Origin of the sequence: Actinokineospora iranica, from assembly GCF_900101685.1 — a bacterium.
Classification (GTDB): domain Bacteria; phylum Actinomycetota; class Actinomycetes; order Mycobacteriales; family Pseudonocardiaceae; genus Actinokineospora; species Actinokineospora iranica.
On sequence record NZ_FMZZ01000006.1, the window covers coordinates 296600 to 316414 of the forward strand.

Genomic DNA, 19815 nt, shown 5'->3' on the forward strand with positions numbered 1-19815 from the left:
CGGAAGCTGGTGGCTTTTTGGCGCGTGGTGTCAGCGATTGCCATAAAGACCCAGCGGAATTCACGAAGCCGCGGGAAAGCAGGGCGTGACAACGCCGATCGCGCTACTGGGCCCGACTGTGGTCCCGGTTGGACTCTTCTTCCAGCGGCGCCGGTGGCTCGACCAATTCCAGGGACTCCAGGGACTCCGGCACCAACTCGGCTTCGGCTTCCAACGGCTCCAACAGGTCCACGCTCTGGTTGATCAGGTCCGATGTGCCGCGCAGCTTGCCTGCCAACTGGTCGCGCAGCGCGTCGAGGCGTTCGACGCGGCCAGTGGCGTCGGTGATGATCCGATCGGCTTCTTCGATGGCCTCACGGACGCGGCGGTTGGCTTCCTCGGTGCTGGTCAGCCGGGCGGTTTCGATCTCGCGGGCGAGTTCTTCGCGCTTGGCCTTGGTTTCCTGCTGGAACCGCTCCTCGACGCGCTGGCGGTCGCGTTCGGCGAGGTCGTCTATTTCCTTCTGCCTGCGTTCGGCCTCCGTGGTCATGGCGGCGACCTTGGCCTTGGCCTCGTCCATGATCTTCTTGTGGGCGGCGTGGACCTCGGCGTGCTGGCGGTCGACCTCGGCCAGCAGGGCCGTGTAGCGCTCGCGCAGGGCGGCTGAGGCGTCTTCCGCCGCCGACCACACCGTCTCGGCCGCGGCCTTCGCGCGGCTGTTGATCTCCGATGCCTGCGCCTTGGCCACGACCAGGGACCGGGCCGCCCGCTCGGCCGCGTTGGGGGCGGCCGCAGCCGCGGCGGCGGTGCCGATCTTGTCCAGGCGCTCGGTCAGGGCGGCGATCTCGCGGCGGGCGAGTTCGAGTTGGCCCGTGGTCTCGTCCAGCCGGACGCGGATCTCGTCGCGCTCGGTGGCGGCGCGGGCGGCCTCGACCTCCAACCGCTGCACGTGCTGGGTCACCTGGGTCCGGTCGAACCCGTGTCGCACGACCGTGAAAGCCACGGGGTCGCGATCCTGCTGGGAGGCCATGGAATGACGGTACCCGGGCCACCACGAACGGCAACACCGCAGCCCGCCGTCCGTGGCCCCGATCAGTCCTAATGGGCCAGCGCCACCGGGCCGGGCACAAAGTCCGGGTCGACCTGATCGGCCAGGTCGCGGCCCGCGCGGTCGCTCGCCCACGCCCGCGCGTTGCGCAGGTGGAACTCGACGGCCTGGCGCTGGTAGGTGGGCCAGTCCTTCTCGACACCGTCGACCAGGGTCCGCATGGCGCGCAGCGCGTCGCGGTTCTCCGGCTCCAGGGTGTCGATGGGACGCAGGTCACCGCGCTCGGCGGCGCGCACGTGCGCGGACCGGCCGACCCAGGTGAGCAGGTCGTCGCCGACCTGCTCGCGGAGGAAGTCGAGGTCTTCGCCGTCGCTGATCTTGTTGCCGACGACCGCGAGGCGCACCCCGAAGTCGCGGGCGTAGCCGAGGTACTGCCGGTAGACGCCGATGCTGCGCACGGTGGGCTCGCACACCAGGAAGGTGACGTCGAACCGGGTGAACAGGCCGGACGCGAACGAGTCGGCGCCCGCGGTCATGTCGACCACGGCGTACTCCCCCGCCCCGTCGACCATGTGGTTGAGCAGCAGCTCGACCGCGCCGACCTTGGAGTGGTAGCAGGACACGCCGAGGTCGCCCTCGGTGAACGGCCCGGTGACCGCGAGCCGGATGCCGCCGACCTCGCGCACGCACTCCCGGTAGACGGGGTTGTCCTCATCGATGCCGACCAGCCGCGACCCGCGTCCGGGCGGGGTCGTCTTGACCATGTCGGAGGTCGAGAGCACGCGCGGGTTGTCGCCGCGCAGGTAGTCCTTGATGACGGGGAGGTTCGCTCCGAGAGTGGGCATCACCAGGGCCTCCGGCGCGCCGAGGGCGACACCGAGGTGCTGGTTGATGTCCGCGTCCAGCGCCAGCATGGCGGGCGCGGGCGTCTCGGCGGCGAGGTGACGGAGGAACAGCGAAGCGAGCGTGGTCTTGCCGCTGCCGCCCTTGCCGACGAAGGCGATCTTCACGTGAGGTCTCCAGAAGCGAGGAGCTAGGACCTACGTATTGGTATCGGTTTTCATTATCCCAGGCAAGTCGGTTCACTGAATAGTGGTCAGCCCTACTCGGTGATCTGGGCGTTGGGCAGGGCGCGGTAGGCGGCCAGCACGGCCGGGTCTTGCAGCGCCAGCCAGTCGACGACCTCGCTGTGGGTCGCGCAGACCGTCTCCGCGCGCACGCACACCTCGCCCATGAACCGCTCCGTCGCGGTCATGAACGCGCCACCGGACCAGTCGTTGAAGTGGTTGCCCACGACCATCGGCGCCCGGTTTCCGTTATACGCGGCCTGGTAAGCGCGCTGGTAGGTCTCCAGGGTGATCCGGGCGAACTCCTCCGCCCGGGCGGGCTCGTCCTTGCCTCGGCTGAGCAGGAACCAGAAGTTGTAGTCCATCATGATCGCGTGCCGGAACCCCGCGGCGGGCACCCGCACGCTCGGCAACGGGAACTCCCACAGGCCGTCCCGCCGCGTCGGCCAAGCCATGCCGTCGGTGACCTGGCTGGAGTCGTAAGTCATACCGCGCGCGGTCAGCGCGGGCGCCAACTGGTCGAAGCGGCCCTCCAGGCACGGCGTGCGCCCGCCCTTGACGGCGTCCCGGTCGATCCGCAGGCCGAGGGCTTCCGCGCGGTCGAGGAAGGTGAAGAACTGGTCGAGTTCGCTGGTCCACTGGGCGGTGTCCCACCGGCCGACGCTGGGCTCCGCGCCCCGGCAGAAGTGTCCGTTGTAGTGGGTGCCGATCTCGTGTCCGTCGGCGACGGCGGTGTTCAGGTCGCCGACGAGGGCGCGAACGTTCTCCTCGGACCCGCCGAAGGTGATCGTGGCGCGGCCGGGCCGGTGGCCGGGTCCGGTGTAGTCGGTCTTCTGTGAATCGGTGAGCAGGTAGATCCCGGAGAGGAATGCGGAGAAGTGCGCGTCGACGTCGCTCGCCACCCGCAGGAAGCGCTGCCAGTGCTGGTGGGAACCCGCGCCGTCGAAGGAGAACAACACGAACTGGGGCGGTCTCTCACCGGGGACCAGTTTGCGCATCCAGGCCGCGGGACTCGCCGCGCCCTGGGGGACCGAGGTGCCCGGCACGGTGCGGGGGCCGCTGTCGGGCCGGATCGCGGGAGGGCCGCCGTCGGGCCGGATCGTGCCGAGCACCACCAACACGATGAAGGTCACCACCAGTCCCAGACCGATGCCGATGGTGTCCCAACGTCTGCTCATCGTGTCTCCCACCAGGGTTTGCGGCTTTTCCTCCCCGAACGGATAGACGCCTTCACCGAGAGCGCGTCGCCCTCGGCCGCTCTTACGCTGTAGCGGGCTCTTATGCCGGAACCGCTGTTACTGCGGAACCGCTGTTACTGCGGAACCGCGATCACGACGCGGTTCGACTCGTACCCGTCCTGCCCGCCGACCCACTGGCCGCCACAGGTGACCAGCACCAGTCGGTGCGGGCCCGCCTGACCGAAGAACTCTTCGGCGCGGTGCGGCAGGTCGTGCTTGGCGACGGTCTCCACGCGCGAGACGCGGTACCGCCAGGGACGCCCCTCCGCGTCCACAACGGACACGGTATCGCCCTCGCGCGCATCCCACAGTTCGGCGAACGGGCCCGTCTGGCCCTTCCAGTTGACGTGCCCGGCGAACACCGTCGCCCCGGTGGGCGCGTCGAGCCCGGCGCCCCACCAGGTCGCCTCCCGCACCCCGCCGGGGACCGGGAGGGTGGCGTCGGCGTCGAGTTCCTTGCGGATCAGGGTCGCCGTGCCGCCCTTGGCCAGCCGGACCGTGCCGGGGCGCTGCCCGGACGGCTTGGGCGCGACGGGCGCGGGGGCGGCCGCCGGGACGGGCGGCGGGGCCTGCTGCGGAGCAGGCGCCTGCGGGACGGGCGCTTCCGGCGCGGGCTTGATCCGCAGGCGCAGGCTCTCCGCGACCGCGCCGCTCATCGCGGCGGCGTTGCGGACCTCGGCGAGGGAGACCGCGGCCGCCCCGGCGAAGGGAAGCCCGCTCACCCGTTCCGGGACGGCGAAGGTCAGCGCCGTCACCGCGACGACGAGCAGCCCCGCCCCGCCCGCGACCGCGGGCGGGGCGAACCTCGAACCTCGGTGGGCCATGCCGCTAGTGCCCCCAGTCCTTGCGCATCCGGCGGCCGACCACCTGCGGCCCGCGGGCCCGTCGCACGATCGTGGCTCCGGTGCCCGCCGCGAGCAGCAGCAGCGCGCTCAGCGCGACCAGCAGGCCGGTGGACGGCCCGCCGTCGTCGAGCACGGCGGCCGCGAGGGCCGGGGTGTCACCCGCCGGGATTGTCTGCGGCACGGTAGGCACGTTCGGCTTGTTGACCAGCTTCACGGCAAGCGTGCCGCCCGGTTCCACGTTCCCGCACGCCGACGGCGGGGCCGCCGGGTCGAACGCCTGCTCGTAGCCCGGCGGCGCGGCGACCTCGGTGACGCAGATCTCCTGCGGGGTCCTCAGGTTCGGCACGTCGGCCGTGCCGTCCGCGCCGGTCACCACGACCAGCGGCTTGGTGTCCTCGCCGACGAGCGGCTTGCCGTCCTGGGCGACCGCGGGGGCGGTCTTGTCGGCCGCGGTGATCCGCAGGGAAACCCCGGCGATGCCCTTGCCGGTCTTCTCGTCGGTCTTGGTCACCTTGGCCGCGCCCGGGGCGGTCACCGCGGTGGTCTTGCTCTCGGCGGTGAGCTCCTTCTCGCCGCCGGTGCTCACCACACGCTGGGTGTTGACCTGGACGGCCTGCTGCACGACCGGGCGGTCGGCGGGGCTGGCCAGGCTGATCTTCACGGACGGGTTCGGCCCGGTCGGGATGACCTCCAGCGCGACACCGCTGCCGTCGTCCTTGGTGGGGACTGTCAGCGTGCTCTTACCGCCGGAGGTGGCGTCGGTGAGCGTGATGGTCACGGGGACCTTGGCCACACCCTTGTCCGCGGCGTTGCGGACCTCGATCGTCCAGGTGTCGGGGGTGCCGATGATCTGCGGCTTGGCAGGCTTGGTGATCGCCGTCGTCCACGGGCCGTGGTTGGCGCTGGCGTCCTCCTTGAGCCGGTCGACCGCGGCCTTGGCGGACGCGGGCAGCTTGTCCAGGTGGTACTGGGCGTTGTAGGCGATCGTGCGGAAGTCGTTGGTCGGGGCGAGCTGGTCGGGGTGCAGCGGCGCCGCGGTCCACTGGTGCAGCAGGTGGGCCAGGGCAGCGGACTCGTCCGCGCTCTTGGTGTTCGTGTAGCGCAAGAGGAGATAAGAGATGTCGGCCGCGACGGCGGGCTTCAGCTCGGTGCCCCACTTGGTCTTGAGCGGCTCGCCCGGGTGGTACTGCTCGTCGGAGTCGGGCGCGTGGTGCGCGTACTGGACGCACCACACCTGCTTCCCGCCGACCATGTAGGAGCCGAGCCAGTCCGAGGCGTCGGGGTTGCCCTGGTACGGCTGGGCGGGGGCGGTCTCGTAGCCCAGCCCGTTCTGGATTTCGGCGGTGGCGGTCGGCGCGCCGACCGCGAGGAAGACCGCGGCCAGCGTCGCGACGCCCGCTGCCCCCGCGGTCAGGCGCGCGCCCAGTGTGGTTCGCCCCATTGTGTAGTCCGCTCCTTGCCGCGCGTCGGCAGCGCACGCCGTCCGCGCCTGGTGTCCCTGACGATCCCGGTGGCGCGAACCGAGGGCCGGGGAGACGTGGGCCACGTCACGTGACCGTGTGGACACTCAGCGCGCACCGTGGCCGAGCCTTGTTGCTCTTGGCCAGGCCCGCAACCCTCCATTGGGAGGATTCACCCGTCCCGCGCGCGGCGGCATCGCCCCCGGTCGGACCCACCAAAGGTCACAGTTGCCGCCCGAAGGGAGTAATCACCGCTGCTCCACGCCCTGCCTTGGTTACGCTGAGCGTCATCAGTGGATCGAGACCGGGCATCCCAGGTTCCGAATCGGCGGCGTCGCCGGTGTGGGTAAAGTGTGTTTTACCCAACGGGAACCGGTCAGCCGGGTCGATCGTTGAACCCGTGCAAGGCGCCATTCAGGCCCAGGAGGATCAGGTGCGCTCTACCAGCAACCCCGCGTTCCGCAACCTGCCGAACAGCGGTTACGGCTCGTACGCCGGCTTCCAACCCCAGGCCCAGGGCTACCAGCAGCCGGGTCCCCCCGGATACGGCGGCTACGGCGCTGCGCCAGCGGCGGCCAGCGACCGTCCCATGACCGTGGACGACGTGGTCGTCAAGACCGCGATGACCCTGGGCACCGCACTGCTGACGGGCATCATCACCGCGATGGCGGTGCTGGGCGGGTCCATCAGCCCGTACCCCCCGATGATCGGTGGCCTGATCGTCGGCCTGGTGCTGTCGCTGGTCATCATCTTCAAGAAGACGCCCAACCCGGCCCTTGTCCTCGCTTACTCCGCCGCCGAGGGCGTTTTCCTCGGCGCGATCACCGGCGTGTTCGAGGCCCTGCTCCCTGGAAACGGCATCGCCCTCCAGGCCGTCCTCGGCACCGCCCTGGTGTTCATCACCATGCTGGTGGTCTACAAGACCGGCGCGATCAAGGTCACCCCGAAGCTCACCAAGTGGATCATCGGCGCCACCATGGGCGCGGCTGGCCTCATGCTGGTGAACCTGCTCCTGTCGATGTTCGGCGTGAACCTGGGCCTGCGTGACGCCGGTCCGCTCGGCATCGGCATCTCCCTGCTGTTCATCGGCATCGCCGCGTTCAACTTCCTGCTCGACTTCGACATGGCGGACCAGATGATCCGCAGCGGCACCCCGTCGAAGTGGGCCTGGTACGTCGCCTTCGGCCTGATGACCACCCTGGTCTGGCTGTACCTGGAGATCCTGCGCCTGCTCTACATGCTCCAGAGCAGCGACTGACCCAACTGACACCAGCCCCACAGAGGCCCGCCTTCGCCCCTCGCGAAGGCGGGCTTCTGCCTTTCCCCCAAGCCCAAACCCCAAGCCCCGCCCACCCCAGCCCCACGCCAGGTGCTCGATGGGGTTGGAGTGGTTTCTTCTGGGGCGAAGGAAGATCGCTAAGCTGGCTTCGCACGTGTGAGGCCGAAGGCTTCCCACCCGTCTTTCACACGGCGGTCTTCCTTCGTAGGGGCCCCGAAGAAACCACTCCACCCCATCGAGCAGACCCACGAGAGCCCGAGAAGCCCATCACACAAGCCGAGCATCCCGACAAGTCTCCAAGATCAGATCCGCCACTCGCCCCGGATCGTCGCTCATCGGAACATGCCCGCACCCCCGCAGCGACACATGCCGGGCAGCGGGCAGCAGTTCCGCCGCCCGACGGGCCTGCCGAGGCCACAGCACCCGGTCCCGACTCCCCCAGGCGACCGTCACCGGCACCGCGGGCGGCGGGCAGGCGAACACATAATCAGCCCCACCCGCGGCGATGACAGCGTCAAAGCCCGGCGCGGCCACCATCGCGGCCATGTCGGCGAGCATCACCTCGGCACTGATCACGCCAGGCTTCCCGAACAGAACGCTGCCACCGAGAACCCGCACCAGCTTCCGCTGGACCAGCGCCTCGCGCAGCGGGGCCCGCGCCGTCAGCCGCACCGCTCGGAGAACTCGGATACCCCAGGCCCGCCCGCGCGGGGTCCAGAACCCGGCAGGCGAGAACGCGGTCGCCGACGCGGCCAGTCCACGGGAAGCCATCTCCAGCGCCAGCATCCCGCCTAGCGAGTTGCCCGCGAGGTGCGGTCGCCCGATCCCGAGATCCGCGAAGACCTCCCCGAGCGCCCCGATCATCCCGTCGACGTCATGCGTCCGGTCCGGCGGCAGCGCCGGGGACGCCCCGAAGCCGGGCAGGTCGACGGCGATGACGTCGTGCCGCTCGGCGAGCCGGTCGAGCACCGGTTCCCAGGCCTGCCAGCGGTGTCCGATGCCGTGCAGCAGCACCAGCGGGCTGCCCTGGCCGCGCCGGTCGTAGGCGACCTCGATGGTCATGGGGACTTCCCTTCACACATCCAGCACGAGCCGGTCGCCGACCGCCCGCGAGACACACACCAGCATTGAGTCCTCTTCGGACAGAGCACGTCCCCGGCCGTCGACGGCGCCCGCGGCCACCTTGACCTCGCAGGTGCCGCAAAACCCTTGCCTGCACGAGTAAGCCGCATCCGGCCGCACGCGCAGCAACGCCGTCAACGCGGTCTCGTCAGCGGCTACCGGCACGACCGGCCCGCCCACGCCCACCTGCATCTCGAACGGCTTGCCGTTCACCACCGGCGCGGCGGAGAACCGCTCGAAGTGCAGCGCCCCACCCCACTCCCCCCGGACGGCGGCCACCATCGGCGGCGGCCCGCACAGGTAGACCGAGGCCCCTTCCGGCGCGGTGGCCAGCAATTCGGCCGCCGTGGGCATCCCTTCCACTATGGACACTCGCTCGTCGCCTGGAAGCTCGTCCAGGAACGGCATCGACGCCCGCGTCCGTCCTGTGTAGACCAATCGCCAGTCGGCCCCCGCCCTCTCGGCGGCGTGCACCATCGGCAGGATCGGCGTGATGCCGATACCTCCCGCGACAAACAGGTACGGCCCCCGCCCCACGAACGGAAACGCGGTGCGCGGCCCCCGCACCGTCAGCACGTCTCCCACGCCGACCGACGAGTGGATCTCCACGGACCCACCGCCGCCATTCGGCACCAGCCGAACCGCGATCCGGTACCCGAGGCGATCCGCCGGGTCCCCGCACAGTGAATACTGCCGACACCTGCCCGAGGGCAGCACCACATCCAGATGCCCCCCAGGCCGCCACGGCGGCAGCGCGGCCCCAGCTGGGTCCGCCAACCGCAGCGACACCACACCGTCGGCCTCGGCGGTGACCGCCCGCACAACCAGCCGCAGGTCCCGGTCCACCGGCCGCACCACCGGCTGCCGACGAACGCCGCGGCGGCTCAGCCGCAGCACCCCCGACACCACCCGGGCCACCCCCAGCATCGCCCGGTCCGCCCGCGGCCGCCCGTACAGATCCGGCGGCGCGCTCCAGTCCCCGGACCCGGCCCCGGAAAACACCATCCCGCCCCTAACCGACACGATCAGCCCTTCCGAACCCGCCCGGCCAAGCCATCACCCAGCCGCCTTGGCCGCGGGGGAACTAGCCAGGTACGCCACCGCCAACTCGGTCGAGCCCTCATCGCGCGGGTGATACGAGCGAGGCAGATACCGCCAGAACGCGGGCAGCAACTCCCGAGGCCCCGGCAGCAGCCCACGCCGGGCCAGCCGCCGGTAATCCCGCCACCGAGGACGCTCAGGCCGCTGCGGGTCGTGCGCCAGCAGCCACCGGGTGCAGCGAACCAGCATCCACATCAGCAGCGGCCCCACGATCACCATGGCCCGCAGCCGCCGCCCCTGGCGCCCGTCCAGATGCATGTAGAGGTCGAAGGCGACCGAGCGGTGTTCGACTTCCTCCGCGCCGTGCCACCGCAGCAGGTCGAGCATCGTCGGGTCGGCGCCAGCGGATTCCAGCGGCGCGGTCAGCACCCAGTGCCCGAGCACAGCCGTGAAGTGCTCGATGGCCGCGATGACCGACAACCGCTCCAAGAGCCACTGGTGCTCAGCGGGCCCGGTCAGATCGCGGTCGCCGAGCAGCGAACGGAACAGCCACTCGATCTGCGCGACGAACGGTGCCGGGTCCAGCCCCTGCGCGGCGAGGTGGTCGGCGGCCCCCTGGTGCGCTTCGGCGTGCATCGCCTCCTGGCCGATGAAGCCCAGCACGTCCGCCCGCAGTTCCTCGTCGCGGATGTGCGGGAGGGCCTGCTTGAACACCCGCACGAACCAGCGTTCGCCCTCGGGCAGGACCAGGTGCAGGGTGTTCATGGCGTGCGAGGCCACCGGCTCCCCCGGCAGCCAGTGCGCGGGAACCGTGGACCAGTCGAAGCGCACGTCCCGGGCGTGCAGCACGACCTTGTCGGTGGGGTCAGGCATCGCGCGGCCTCCTTCAGCGAAGCACGTCGAGTCGGGCGGCGCGGCGCATCAGGCCGGGGGCGAACCGGGCGCCGATGCGGGCGAGTTTGGCCTCGGGGGTGACCGGGACGACGGCCGTGCCGCGGTCCACCGCGCGCAGGATCTCCTCGGCCACCCGCTCCGGGCCGAAGCCGCGGCGGGCGTAGGCCTTGGTCGCCTGCTGGCGCAGCCGCCGCTGCTCGACCTCGTCGACGCCGGTGAACCGGGTCGTCTTGGTGATGTCCGTGGCGACGATGCCGGGGCAGATGGCGCTGACGCCGATGCCCTGGTCGGCCAGCTCGGCCCGCAGGCAGTCGGAGAGCATCAGCACCGCCGCCTTGGTCGCCGCGTACGCCGACATGGCGCGGCTGGGCGTGTAGGCGGCAGCGGAGGCCAGGTTGACGATGTGCCCGCCTTCGCCTGCCTCGGCCATGAGCGCGCCGAACTCGCGGCAGCCGTTGGCCACGCCGAGCAGGTTGACGTCCACGATCCGCTGCCAGTCGGCCGCGCTGGTGCCCAACGACCCGGCCATGCCGATGCCCGCGTTGTTCACCAGGATGTCCGGCACGCCGTGCTCGGTGGCCACGTCCTCGGCGAACTGGCGCATGGCCTCGTCGTCGGCCACGTCCACCCGGTACGGGTAGGCGGCGGGGCCGATCTCGGCCGCGGTGCGGCGGGCGGCGTCGAAGTCGATGTCGGCGACGACCACCTCGGCGCCGCGCTCGGCGAACGCCGCGGCGGTGGCCCGGCCGATCCCGCTGCCCGCGCCGGTGACGACGGCGAGCCGGTTGGTGAGGCCGCGGTCGGGCGTGCCTGCCCTGGCGCGTTGCAGGCTCCTGGTCATCGGGGCGCCGTTGACGTGCTCGACGAACTCCTCGACCATCCGCGCCAGCACGTCCGGGCGGGCCGCGGGCGCCCAGTGCCCGGCGACGACCTCGCGCCGCCACAGCCGTCCGACCCAGCGTTCCAGGTCCTCGGCGAGGGCGGCGGTGACGAACCGGTCTCGCGTCGGGATGACGACCTGCACCGGCATCGTGGCCCGTCGCTGCCGGGGGCGGCTGAGCAGGGGGACCATGTTCGCCCGGTAAAGCTGGACGCCCCTGGCCGCGTCCGCGCGGATGGTGGGCGCGGGCCGGTGGTGCACGCCCTCGACCCGGCGCAGGATCTCGCCCCAGCGGGGCCCGATGAGGGTGCGCCAGGCGAGGCCGGGCAGCACGGGCAGGTGGAACAGGTAGATGTACCAGGAGTGCGCGAGCTGGCCCAAGAGCCCGCGGACGTTCGCCGGGGTGGGCCGGGACAGCCTGCGCCGCATCCAGTGGCCCACGTGGTCCAGGCACGGCCCGGAGACGGAGGTGAACGAGGCGATGCGGGTGTCCGCGTCCGGCTCGGTGACCGCCTCCCAGGCCTGGATGGACCCCCAGTCGTGCGCGACGACGTGCACCGGCTCGTCCGGGCTGACGGCGTCGGCGACGGCGAACAGGTCTTCGGCGAGGTGCCGGGTGCGGTAGGCCGACCGCTTGCGGGGCGCGGTCGACTCGCCGGAGCCGCGGGTGTCGTAGCGGACGACGTGGAAGCTCTCGGCGAGCCGTTCGGCCATGTCGTCCCAGAGCCGGTGGGTGTCGGGGTAGCCGTGGACCAGCAGCAGGGTCGGCGAGCCGGGGTCGCCCTGCTCGAACACCGCCAGCTCGGCCGCGCCGGAGCGCACGGTGCGGCGCCTGGGCACCGGGTGGCGCGTCGAGCCGGGGAAGCGGAGCGGTTCGCTGGCCATGACGGCTCCTTCGGGCGTGCGTCGTCGGCCCGAAGCGGGGCGGCGGGCTGCGATGACCTGGGCATTACCTGACAATGACGAACGTTACAACGGCCGTTGACAAGGTGCAAGGCTCCGTCGCGCCCCCCCGACAATGACCGGATGAATGGATGAGCGGCTCCGCTATTCCCGCTCTTGCGCCGCGCGCGCCCGTTCCGCCAATGCGATCAATCGATCGCCCATGATGTCCGGGATAACCCGCCGCGCCGACCGGTCGACGGCGGCGCTTAGCGCGGACATGACCAATGGATGCAGCCGCGAGATCACGTCCGCGTAGTGCGGCAGTTCTTCGCCACTGGGCAGCCAGTCGGGGCCCTTGGGGTCCAACACGTACTTGCGGACCAGGTTGACCAGCAAACCGGTCACCCGGTCGGTCTCGGTCTGCAGTTCCGCGGCCAAGTCCAGCACCTCGACGAGCGGAACGTCGAGCCGGACCAGTTCGTGGCCCACTTCCAGCAGCTTCGGACTCGGCGCGACGAAGTGCGCGCCATGCCGCTCCAGGATGCCCAATCGCAACGCCTTGGCGATATTGGCCGGGGTGAGCTGGGCGCCGAACATGCGGCCCAGCTCGGCCAGCGCGACCACAGCGGGCCGCTCGTGCGACGAGGCCGCCCCGGTCGCCTCCTCCAGCCCGAGCACGTCGGCCAGGCTGTGCCCGGACTGCCAGGCGTCGAGCATCTCCTTGATCTGCGCGAACGCGTAGCCGCGGTCGAGCATGTTGAGGATCAGCCGCAGCCGGGACAGGTGCCGGTCGCCGTAGATCGCGGTGCGGCCGCGGCGCTCGGGCGGTGGCAGCAGCTCGCGGTCCTGGTAAACGCGCACGTTGCGCACCGAGGTGCCTGCCGCTCTCGCCAGGTCGTCGATCCGGTACTCCGCCACCTGGCCGAGCTTAGAGGGTTCGTTCCGGCTCCATAGTGGACATCCTGGCGAACAAGCGCCCGGGGGCCCGCGCGGTTGGCAAAACATCGACAAGTCATCGACAAGTCCGCGCGGGCACGTGTCCAGTGCGGACGCCCACCGCACTGACTCTGCGTGAGTGGACAGTTCCGCTTTGTGCCCCCGACCGGATTCGAACCGGCACTCGACCCCTTTTAAGGGGGCTGCCTCTGCCTGTTGGGCTACGGGGGCAGCCGCAGCCTAAGGCGCGATTCCATGTCTCGGGACGGGTTTCTCGGATTTCCGGCCGGGTGGCCCAATGCGCTTTGGGCCGTTTGCCGGTCAACCTTTGGAAACTCTGACGAACTCCGCCTTCGGATCATTGATCTGACCCATCGAGATGACCTCACGCCGGAAGAGTCCTCCCGTTAACCAGTCCAGCGTGATCCGGACCTTCCGGTTGACCGTGGGCATCGCCTTCACGTGATAGGCGCGGTGCATCGCCCAGGCCATGAAGCCCTTGGCCTTGACGTTGAACACGTCCCCGACGCCCTTGTGCAGGCCCAGGCTCGCGACCGAGCCGATGTTCTTGTGGTAGTACTCCTTGGGCTTGCCGCCGCGCAGGGCCACCACGATGTTCTTCGCCAGCAGGCGGGCCTGCCGGACGGCGTTCTGGGCGTTCGGGGCGCAGATCGCGGTCGGGTCGTCCGGGGTGCGCGACAGGTCGGGGACCGCGGCGCAGTCACCGGCGGTCCACGCGTCGGGCAGGCCCTCGACGCGCAGCGCGGCGGTGGCGCGCAGCCTGCCCTGCTTGGTCAGCGGCAGGTCGGACGCGCCGAGCACCGGGTTGGACTTGACGCCCGCGGTCCAGACGATGGTGTCGCTGTCGAACTCGGTGCCGTCGGAGAGGACGACGTGGCCGTTCTCGAACGACTTGGCCAGCGTCGACAGGTAGACCTCGATACCGCGCTTCTCCAGCTGCATGACGGTGTAGACGCCGAGGCTCTCGCGGACCTCCGGCAGCACCCGTCCCGCGGCCTCGACCAGCACGAACCGCAGGTCCTCCGGCTCGACGTTCTTGTAGTACTGGGTGGCGAAGCGGGCCATGTCCTCCAGCTCGCCCAGCGCCTCGATGCCCGCGAAGCCGCCGCCGACGAAGGTGAACGTCAGCAGCTTCTTGCGCAGCTCGGGGTCGAGCGTGCTGTCGGCCTGGTCGAGCTTGGTCATCACGTGGTTGCGCAGGTAGATGGCCTCGCCGATGGTCTTGAACGCGATGCCGTGCTCGGCCAGGCCGGGAATCGGCAGCAGCCGGGCCACCGAGCCGAGCGCGACGACGAGCACGTCGTAGCCCAGCTCCTCGGTGTGCCCGTCGGCGGCCTCGATGGTGACGACCTTGCGGGCGTGCTCGATGCCGGTGGCCCGCGCGGTGATGACGTGGCAGCGCTTGAGCGCGCGCCGCAGCGGCACGACCACATGCCGCGGCTCGATCGCGCCAGCGGCCGCCTCGGGGAGAAACGGCTGGTAGGTCATGTGCGGCTGCGGATCGATCACCGTGACCGAGGCCTCACCGGAACGGAGCTTTCGCTGGAGCCCGAGCGCCGTGTACAAACCGACGTAACCGCCACCCAGGATGAGGATGCGGGTGGGCTCCGACTTTCCATGCGCCATGCCGCAATGGTCGCACTGGTTTTCCACCTCCGCGCGCCGCCCCCATGCTGGTGTGACCCGGGTCGCTGACCCGTTTTCCCAGGCCGTGCCTGACCTCGCCGCTTTGTCCGAACCGGTCCACAGTGGTCACTTGGAGTGCCGCCGCGGACATCCAGAGTGACCGGCGGCCGAACCCGCTGCCCGCTTGGCGAATGCCGTCGCGACGTCGATCACCACAGGACGTGAAGCCTGATGTCACAATGACAGAAAATGGACACCGACGACACCCCGCACCCCTTTTTGTGCCCATTTTTGTAGGAACCGACATGGCCCATGGGGGCAATGGGGCGAAGAAACTCGAACCAACACCAGGGGGGGACGTCAATAAATACCCGCGAATCACTGTTTTGCGTCATTTCAGCGCACCCGTGACGTACCCTGATCACCGTTCGACACATACCCGACCCCGCGCGCCGAAGCGGCGGTAGCCGCTGGCCAGGGCCCTAGTCGCGGACGAAGTCGATGAGCAGCCGGGCGGCCCCGGCGGGGATGTCCACGATCTGTCCAGGATTCTTCGAGTCGCGGATGAAAGTCGCCGTGCCGCCCCAGGCGAGTTCCACGCACTTTCCACTCTCGCAGCGCGCGCTCTTCCGCCAGACCACATTGTTCGAGACCGACATGGCGACCACCCTCCCCGACCTCCTGCCACGGAGGCGAACAGGTCGATTATTCCGCCCCGCCCGGTGTTGATGAATCCGCTGCTTGGGTGTCGCATTCCCGAAATCAGCGAGAGCCGTCCCGCATCGTCACTCTTCGTAGTCGACTGCCACCAACGCGTGGGAGAACGGGTGGTGTCAAAGTGTGGCGGCACGGACAGCGCGAGTCCGCGGAACGCGAATCCGCATGATAAGTTCCTTGACCAGGTGAGTGGTGCCAAAGTGACAGGTGTCAAACTGAGTACGGGTGACACCTCGTAGAGTGAAGGTCAGCTCGGGGACACGGGAGGAGTGGACCATGGCCAGGACGCGGGACCCTCGGTTCTACCGGCGACTGGTGGGCCGTCGCGTCCGCAGGCTCCGTGAAGAGCGCGCCCGGACCCAGCCCGAGGTCGCCGCCGCCATGGAGTGGTCGCTGTCCAAGCTGATCCGCCTGGAGGCAGGCGCGGGCGGCGTGTCCGCCTCAGACATGAAGGCGCTGCTCACCGAGTACGGCGTCACCGATCCCGAGCAGGTCGACCAGTTCGTCGCGATGGCGCGGGAAACCCGCAAGCGCGCGTGGTACGACCGGTTCGCGAGCGTGTTGAACACACCGGTCAGCAACCTGTTCAGCTACGAGTCTGCGGCAACCGCGATCCGCCAGGCGCACCCGCTGCTCGTGCCCGGACCGGCGCAGACCCCCCGCTACACGCGGTCGCTGCTGGCGCAGTACTTCAGCGGCGCGGAACTCGACCTGGCCGAGGAGGCCCGCCGGGAGCGCCTGCGGCGCCTGCGCGGGGCGGACGGGCCGGAGATGGCGCTGCTGATCGATGAGAGCGTGATCCGCCGGGTGATCGGCGGCCCCGAGGTGATGTCCGAGCAGCTGCGCGAGTTGCGCGCGCTGGCCGAGGACCAGAAGGTCACGATCCGCGTGATCGGCTACGCGGCGGGCTGGCACGCCGCGCTCGACGGCCCGTTCATCCTCCTCGACGTCGAAGGCGACCTGGAGTCCGAGGTAGAGACCGTGCTGTTCCTTGAAATGCTCGACAAGGACTTCTTCACCGCGGGCGACGACGAGCTGGTGCGGACATATCAGACGAAATGGGATGACTCGGTGCGGGCGGCGCTGTCCGAGGACGATTCCCTGGCATTGATCGAGGAGCAGATCAAGCTACTCGACGCCCGGTGACGTCGGAGTGGCGACGCGGAAGCGACCGCGGCGTAGGCGGTGACCCCCACTTTCCCCTTGCTCTTTTCCCCATCCGGAGCACACAGCCATGACAGAGAACGCGGCTCCCGCGCACTCCCCCGACCCAGGCCGCGAAGAGGAACCTCCCCAGTCCACCGACGACCTGACCTATACCCAGGGAAGCGGCCTGTACAAGCAGTACACCGGCGACATTGAGAAGATGCGGTCCTCGAAAGACCCACGCGTGCGAGAAATAGGCCTGAAGGCCGCCTACATCTTCTACAACGTGTACCCGGTGGTCCTGCTGATTCTCACCGTGGTGGTGGTGCTCGGCGCCTTTTTGGTCCTAGTGTTCGCCTCTGGCGGCTGGCGCCCAGTGGCCGTCGCCGCCGCTGTGGGCTCGATCCCGCTGGTGATGATCATCAAGTTCGCGGTTCGGCGCTTGGTGAAGAAGATCGGAGAGAAGTAGCGCCCGCTCCGCTGCCCGCTTGCGGGAGGTCATGAGCCACGGCACCGCTCTGTCCGCCCAGAGACCCGCGCTGATGACGACAGCCGCGCTGATGGCGATGGGAACGAAGTTCCACGCCGAACTCGCCGACGCCATGATGCCCGCGACGAGAACGCCTGCGGCGACAGCCACCACTCCCGCTCCGACACTGTAAGCCGAGTAAGCGGCGATCTTCCGCGCGCGCTGTCCGTTCATATCATTGGATTCCTGACCGTATGAGTGTCAGAGCGCGGAACAACGTCCGAATCAATCGGAACACGAATACGGGTTGCCCTGGGTAGGTGGCGGTCGAGACATCTCGACGTGCTCCCCACTGCCAACCCCCGTCCGCGCGACCGCAGCAAGTTGATCTTGCCACAGGCTCATGCCGAACTACAACGCCGCCCTAGCAGGGTCGCACTCCGCTGTCGCCCTGTAACACAGACACCGCAGTTATACCCGATTGGACCAGCGTAGCGAACCTGAACCCCACTCGGAAACTGAAGCGATCCAGGGGCACTGCCTGCGGGCAGATCAACCCTCACCATGGGAAATGCGTTAATCGGACTCCGCGACCTGGATTCCGGGCAGCAGCACGACAAGAGCAGTCACCTGGAGTCCTTGGCCCGCCTGGAATACCCCAATACTCCCAGGCGCGGTGGCTGCGCTTGAGTTTGCGCCTAACGGCGGATGCCCAGCGGCGTGGCCGCCGCGGCGAGGACGTCGCAGACCATGTCGAGGGTCAGCAGGCCGGTGGAGGTGTTGCGCTGGCTGACGTGGTAGCAGCCGTGCACGGCCAGCGGCGGGCCGCCGTCGAGGGCGGGGAGGTCGTGGCGGACGCCATGGCCGAAGCGGGGGCGGGGACGCGGCACGGACCACGCCGTGGCCAGGATCGGGAGCAGGGCCTGCCAGCCGAAAGCGCCGAGGACGACGACCGCGCGCAGGGTCGGGCGCAGCAGGGCGAGTTCGCGCTCCAGCCAGGGGCGGCAGTTGTCCCGTTCCTCTGGGGTGGGCTTGTTCTCCGGCGGGGCGCATTTGACCGGCGCGGTGATGCGGGTGCCGTAAAGCTCCAGCCCGTCGCCGATGTGGGTGGCGGTGGGCTGGGAGGCGAGGCCGACGGCGTGCAGGGCGGCGTAGAGGACGTCGCCGGAGCGGTCGCCGGTGAACATGCGGCCGGTGCGGTTGGCGCCGTGCGCGGCGGGGGCGAGGCCGACGATGGCGAGCGCGGCGTCCGCCGGGCCGAAGCCGGGGACGGGGCGGGCCCAGTAGTCCTGGTCGCGGAAGGCGGCGCGTTTCACCCTGGCCGTCTCTTCGCGCCAGGCGACGAGCCTGGGGCAGGCGCGGCATTCGGTGACCGCCTGGTCCAGTTCCGCGAGTGTCCTCACCGGGCCGATTCCACCACGTAGGGTCGGCGCATGGCATCCCAGGACGCGGCCGACGAGCAGCAGACCGCCCCCGACCCCATCGACGACCTGGTCACGACCGCGCACTCGGTGACCGTGCGCAGGCGCAAGCTGGACTACACCGCGACGACCGGGCGCCTGGTCCTGCGCAAGGAAGTGGTCACCGACGGCAAGTTCGACGGGCACCTGCCCAAGGCCGAGGTGTTCGTGACCGCGTACACCCTCGACGGCGCCGACCCCGCCCAGCGCCCGGTGACCTTCGCCTTCAACGGCGGCCCCGGGTCGGCGAGCATCTGGCTGCACCTGGGCGTCCTCGGCCCCCGCCGGGTCGTCTCCGGCGACGCGGGCGACCTCGCCGCGCCGCCGTACGGGCTGGTCGACAACGCCGAAACCCTGCTCGCGCACAGCGACCTGGTCTTCATCGACCCGGTGTCCACCGGCTACTCGCGGGCGGTGAAGGGCGAGAAACCCGGGGACTACCACGGCTTCCAGGCCGACCTGGAGTCCGTCGGCGAGGTCATCCGCCTGTGGACGACCCGCAACGGCCGGTGGGTGTCGCCGAAGTTCCTCGCCGGCGAGTCGTACGGGACGACCCGCGCGGCCGGGCTGGCGCAGCACCTGCAGAGCCGCCATGGCATGTACCTCAACGGGTTGATGCTCATCTCGGCGGTGCTGGACTTCAGCACCCTGGTCTTCAGCGAGGGCAACGACCTGCCCTACACCCTGTTCCTGCCGACCTACGCCGCGATCGCGCACTACCACGGCCTGCACGGCGACCGGCCGCTGGCGGAAGTGCTGGCCGAGGCCGAAGAGTTCGCGGCCCGCGACTACCCGCACGCGCTGTCCCAGGGCTCCCGACTGTCCACTCAGGACAGGTCGGCCGTGGTGGCGAAGCTGGCGCGGCTGACCGGGTTGTCCGAGGACTACGTGGACCGCGTCGACCTCCGCGTAGAGCACATCCGGTTCTTCACCGAACTCCTGCGGCACCGCAGGCAAACCGTCGGCCGCCTCGACGGCCGCTTCACCGGCTGGGAAGCCGACTACGGCGGCGAACGCCTCACCGAGGACCCCACCACCACCGCGATCATGGGCGCCTACACCGCGGGCATCAACCACTACCTGCACACGGAACTGGCCTACCCCAACGACTTGCCCTACGAAGTCCTCAGTATGCAGGTGAACCGCGACTGGTCGTACAAGGAATTCGAGAACGCCCACGTCACAGTAGCCCACAAACTAGCCGCGGCGATGCGCGGCAACCCCCACCTGAAAATCCACGTCGCCTCCGGCTACACCGACGGCGCCACACCGTATTTCGCCACCGAACACACCCTGGCCCAACTCCGCATTCCCACCGAACTACGGGACAACATCGAAGTCGCCTACTACCCAGCAGGCCACATGATGTACGTCCACGAGCCATCCCGAATCCAACAGGCCAAGGACCTGGCCGCCTTCGTCAAGAAAGCCGCCAACCGCTGACCCCACCGCCAACCCCCACCCATACCCACAAGAAAAACGCGCCCGAGGCCGCCAAGCGCCCGATTGGGTGGAGTGGTTTGGCTGGGGGAGAAGGAAGATCGCTAAGCTGGCTACGCACGTGTGCGGCCGAAGGCTTCCCACCCGTCTTTCACACGGCGATCTTCCTTCGTAGGGGCCCCAGCCAAACCACTCCACCCAATCGGGCACCCCCCACACACCACAACGGGCCCCTCCGAAACCGGAGGGGCCCGCCGAGCAC

Annotated in this window: 18 protein-coding genes and 1 tRNA gene; 5 read left to right on the plus strand and 14 right to left on the minus strand. The window is 69.7% G+C overall.

Annotated features, from left to right (window positions below; translation table 11 throughout):
- Positions 1 to 103: 103 nt before the first annotated feature.
- The 5 genes from BLS56_RS15075 to BLS56_RS15095 all read right to left on the minus strand — a co-directional run bounded on the left by BLS56_RS15075 (position 104) and on the right by BLS56_RS15095 (position 5618).
- Positions 104 to 1009 carry a coiled-coil domain-containing protein gene (locus tag BLS56_RS15075; RefSeq protein ID WP_139190707.1) on the minus strand — a complete coding sequence of 302 codons (906 nt, stop codon included), beginning with the start codon at positions 1007 to 1009 and terminating at the stop codon, positions 104 to 106.
- A gap of 68 nt (positions 1010 to 1077) precedes the next feature.
- Positions 1078 to 2037, minus strand: coding sequence for an ATP-binding protein (locus BLS56_RS15080; protein WP_091450729.1), 960 nt, complete (start codon positions 2035 to 2037; stop codon positions 1078 to 1080).
- Positions 2038 to 2129: 92 nt separating this feature from the next.
- Positions 2130 to 3272 (minus strand): polysaccharide deacetylase family protein, encoded by a 1143-nt coding sequence (locus tag BLS56_RS15085; protein ID WP_091450731.1) that lies wholly within the window; start codon positions 3270 to 3272, stop codon positions 2130 to 2132.
- Between the two features lie 134 nt (positions 3273 to 3406).
- The gene (locus BLS56_RS15090) at positions 3407 to 4156 is read right to left on the minus strand and encodes a class F sortase (RefSeq protein WP_091450732.1); all 750 of its coding nucleotides are present in this window, start codon (positions 4154 to 4156) and stop codon (positions 3407 to 3409) included.
- Between the two features lie 4 nt (positions 4157 to 4160).
- Positions 4161 to 5618 (minus strand): MSCRAMM family protein, encoded by a 1458-nt coding sequence (locus BLS56_RS15095; RefSeq protein ID WP_175482836.1) that lies wholly within the window; start codon positions 5616 to 5618, stop codon positions 4161 to 4163.
- 452 nt (positions 5619 to 6070) lie between these two features.
- Between BLS56_RS15095 and BLS56_RS15100 the strand changes: the two genes are divergently transcribed.
- Positions 6071 to 6895, plus strand: coding sequence for a Bax inhibitor-1/YccA family protein (locus tag BLS56_RS15100; protein ID WP_091450734.1), 825 nt, complete (start codon positions 6071 to 6073; stop codon positions 6893 to 6895).
- A gap of 288 nt (positions 6896 to 7183) precedes the next feature.
- On the opposite strand, the gene BLS56_RS15105 is transcribed toward BLS56_RS15100, so the two are convergent.
- The 8 genes from BLS56_RS15105 to BLS56_RS15140 all read right to left on the minus strand — a co-directional run bounded on the left by BLS56_RS15105 (position 7184) and on the right by BLS56_RS15140 (position 14980).
- Positions 7184 to 7978 (minus strand): alpha/beta fold hydrolase, encoded by a 795-nt coding sequence (locus BLS56_RS15105; protein WP_091450736.1) that lies wholly within the window; start codon positions 7976 to 7978, stop codon positions 7184 to 7186.
- Between the two features lie 12 nt (positions 7979 to 7990).
- Positions 7991 to 9043, minus strand: a complete 1053-nt coding sequence (locus BLS56_RS15110) for a PDR/VanB family oxidoreductase (RefSeq protein WP_091450738.1) — start codon at positions 9041 to 9043, stop codon at positions 7991 to 7993.
- Between the two features lie 51 nt (positions 9044 to 9094).
- On the minus strand, positions 9095 to 9952 hold the full coding sequence (locus BLS56_RS15115; protein WP_091450740.1) for a metal-dependent hydrolase: 858 nt from the start codon (positions 9950 to 9952) through the stop codon (positions 9095 to 9097).
- 13 nt (positions 9953 to 9965) lie between these two features.
- A complete protein-coding gene (locus BLS56_RS15120; protein ID WP_091450742.1) occupies positions 9966 to 11738 on the minus strand; it encodes an SDR family oxidoreductase in 1773 nt (590 codons plus the stop codon).
- Between the two features lie 162 nt (positions 11739 to 11900).
- Complete coding sequence (locus BLS56_RS15125; RefSeq protein ID WP_091450744.1) at positions 11901 to 12656, minus strand: MerR family transcriptional regulator; 756 nt, start codon at positions 12654 to 12656, stop codon at positions 11901 to 11903.
- Between the two features lie 175 nt (positions 12657 to 12831).
- Positions 12832 to 12905: transfer RNA gene (locus BLS56_RS15130), tRNA-Leu, on the minus strand.
- A gap of 90 nt (positions 12906 to 12995) precedes the next feature.
- Positions 12996 to 14321, minus strand: a complete 1326-nt coding sequence (locus BLS56_RS15135; protein ID WP_091450746.1) for an NAD(P)/FAD-dependent oxidoreductase — start codon at positions 14319 to 14321, stop codon at positions 12996 to 12998.
- Between the two features lie 482 nt (positions 14322 to 14803).
- Positions 14804 to 14980: a DUF397 domain-containing protein gene (locus tag BLS56_RS15140; RefSeq protein ID WP_139190709.1), complete on the minus strand. Its 177-nt coding sequence runs from the start codon at positions 14978 to 14980 to the stop codon at positions 14804 to 14806.
- Between the two features lie 334 nt (positions 14981 to 15314).
- Between BLS56_RS15140 and BLS56_RS15145 the strand changes: the two genes are divergently transcribed.
- From BLS56_RS15145 to BLS56_RS32285, 3 genes are all read left to right on the plus strand, one after another.
- Entirely contained in the window at positions 15315 to 16184 is an 870-nt protein-coding gene (locus BLS56_RS15145; RefSeq protein WP_091450750.1) for a DUF5753 domain-containing protein, read from the plus strand.
- An 88-nt stretch (positions 16185 to 16272) separates the two neighbouring features.
- The gene (locus BLS56_RS15150; protein WP_091450752.1) at positions 16273 to 16653 is read left to right on the plus strand and encodes a hypothetical protein; all 381 of its coding nucleotides are present in this window, start codon (positions 16273 to 16275) and stop codon (positions 16651 to 16653) included.
- 31 nt (positions 16654 to 16684) lie between these two features.
- Positions 16685 to 16846: a hypothetical protein gene (locus BLS56_RS32285; RefSeq protein ID WP_228771649.1), complete on the plus strand. Its 162-nt coding sequence runs from the start codon at positions 16685 to 16687 to the stop codon at positions 16844 to 16846.
- Between the two features lie 505 nt (positions 16847 to 17351).
- On the opposite strand, the gene BLS56_RS15155 is transcribed toward BLS56_RS32285, so the two are convergent.
- Positions 17352 to 18056 carry a uracil-DNA glycosylase gene (locus tag BLS56_RS15155; protein WP_175482837.1) on the minus strand — a complete coding sequence of 235 codons (705 nt, stop codon included), beginning with the start codon at positions 18054 to 18056 and terminating at the stop codon, positions 17352 to 17354.
- Positions 18057 to 18086: 30 nt separating this feature from the next.
- Between BLS56_RS15155 and BLS56_RS15160 the strand changes: the two genes are divergently transcribed.
- Positions 18087 to 19556, plus strand: a complete 1470-nt coding sequence (locus BLS56_RS15160; protein ID WP_091450754.1) for a S10 family peptidase — start codon at positions 18087 to 18089, stop codon at positions 19554 to 19556.
- Positions 19557 to 19815: the final 259 nt, after the last annotated feature.